The sequence below is a fragment of the Rhizobacter sp. P1_G5 genome (assembly GCF_056405435.1).
In genome coordinates this window covers 1-1,540 of sequence record NZ_JBFUCB010000945.1, presented here as the reverse complement: position 1 = coordinate 1,540, position 1,540 = coordinate 1, and the positions used below count along the sequence as shown (strand labels likewise).

At 69.1% G+C, this 1,540-nt stretch carries 2 protein-coding genes; both read right to left on the bottom strand.

Translation table 11 applies throughout. The features are described 5' to 3' along the window. On the bottom strand, nucleotides 1-799 hold a 799-nt coding region (gene malE, locus AC1D12_RS32975), incomplete at its 3' end, for a maltose/maltodextrin ABC transporter substrate-binding protein MalE (RefSeq protein WP_477845331.1). Between the two features lie 51 nt (nucleotides 800-850). After that, on the bottom strand, nucleotides 851-1,540 hold a 690-nt coding region (locus AC1D12_RS32970; RefSeq protein WP_477845330.1), incomplete at its 5' end, for an ABC transporter ATP-binding protein.

The window sequence follows — 1,540 nt, the reverse complement described above, 5'->3', positions numbered from 1 at the left end:
TCTTGAGGTTGTCCCACGACCACGGGCCGTTGATCATCATCGCGACCTTGYCCTGCGCCATGCCCGCTTCCATCTCGGCGTAGCCGGCGCCCTTGGTCATCACGCCGTCCTTGACGAGCTTGCTCAGCAGCTCCGCGCCCTTCAGCGCGCCGGCGTTGTTGACGCCGGTGTCGGCCGGGTCGAAGTTGCCGTCCGCCTTCAGCTTGAATGGATACCCGCCACCGGCGGCCAGCAGCGGCCACGTGAAGTAGGTGTTGTTGTAGTCCCAGAGGATCGCCTTCTTGCCGGACGCGGACAGCTTCTTGTCCAGCGCGATCACCTCGTCGAAGGTCTTCGGCGGGGTCGGCACCAGCGCCTTGTTGTAGACCAGCGAGACCGCCTCGATCGACATCGGGTAGCCCCATTGCTTACCACCCACCGCGAACGCCTTGACCGCCAGCGGGTCCAGGTCGGCCAGCACCTTCTTGCTCGGCGCCACCGGCTGCAGCAGGCCGCCGGCAATCCACTCGCCGATGCGGTCGTGCGGCCAGATCCAGATGTCCGGGCCCTTGCCGGCCGCCGCCGCCTGCTGGAACTTGTTGGGTGCGTCCTCCGGGTGCTCCACCACCACCTGCACCCCCGTCTTGGCGGTGAACTCCTCGCCCACCTTGGCCAGGCCGTTGTAGCCCTTGTCGCCGTTGATCCAGATCAGCAGCTTGCCGGGCTCGGCGGCGTGCGCGGCGAGCGGCAGCGTGCCTGCGAGGGCCAACGCCGCGGCCGAGGCCAGCATTGCGAGAGGGAGTCGTCGGGTGGTGCTCATCGTCGTGTCTCCTGTGGTGGCCTCGTGGGCCGTCGAACGCCTGCGCCGCCTTCAGCCGGCGCCGGGGAGCGTGCGCCCCTGGTCGTCGAACAGAAAGCCGCGCTGCGGCGGGAAACTGAGGTATGCGGTGTCGCCGGTCTTCAGCGGGTTGTCCGGGGCGGTGCGGATCGTCATCGCGTCGGTGGCGCCGGTCAGCGTCACGTGCAGGTAGGTGGTGTCGCCCAGGTGCTCGGCCAGCTGCACGTGCGCGCGCATCGCGCCCTCGCGCGCCTGCGTGCTCGCCTCGATGTGCTCCGGGCGCAGGCCGACGGTGACCTTGGAGCCGGCCGGGACCGAGGCCGCATCGGCGGCCACCGTCACCGCCGAGCCGTCGTCCAGCGCGACGTGGGCCAGTTGCGTGTTGGTGCCCGTCAGCGTGCCGCCGATGAAGTTCATCTTCGGCGAGCCGATGAAGCCGGCGACGAAGCGGTTCACCGGCCGGTGGTACAGCTCCATCGGCGTGCCCACCTGCTCGATGCGGCCTGCGTTGAGCACGACGATGCGGTGGGCCAGCGTCATCGCCTCCACCTGGTCATGCGTCACGTAGACCATCGTGGTCTTCAGTTCCTGGTGCAGGCGCGAGAGCTCCACGCGCATCTGCACGCGCAGCGCTGCATCCAGGTTCGACAGCGGCTCGTCGAACAGGAACACGCCCGGCTTGCRCACGATCGCGCGGCCGATGGCCACGCGCTGGCGCTGGCC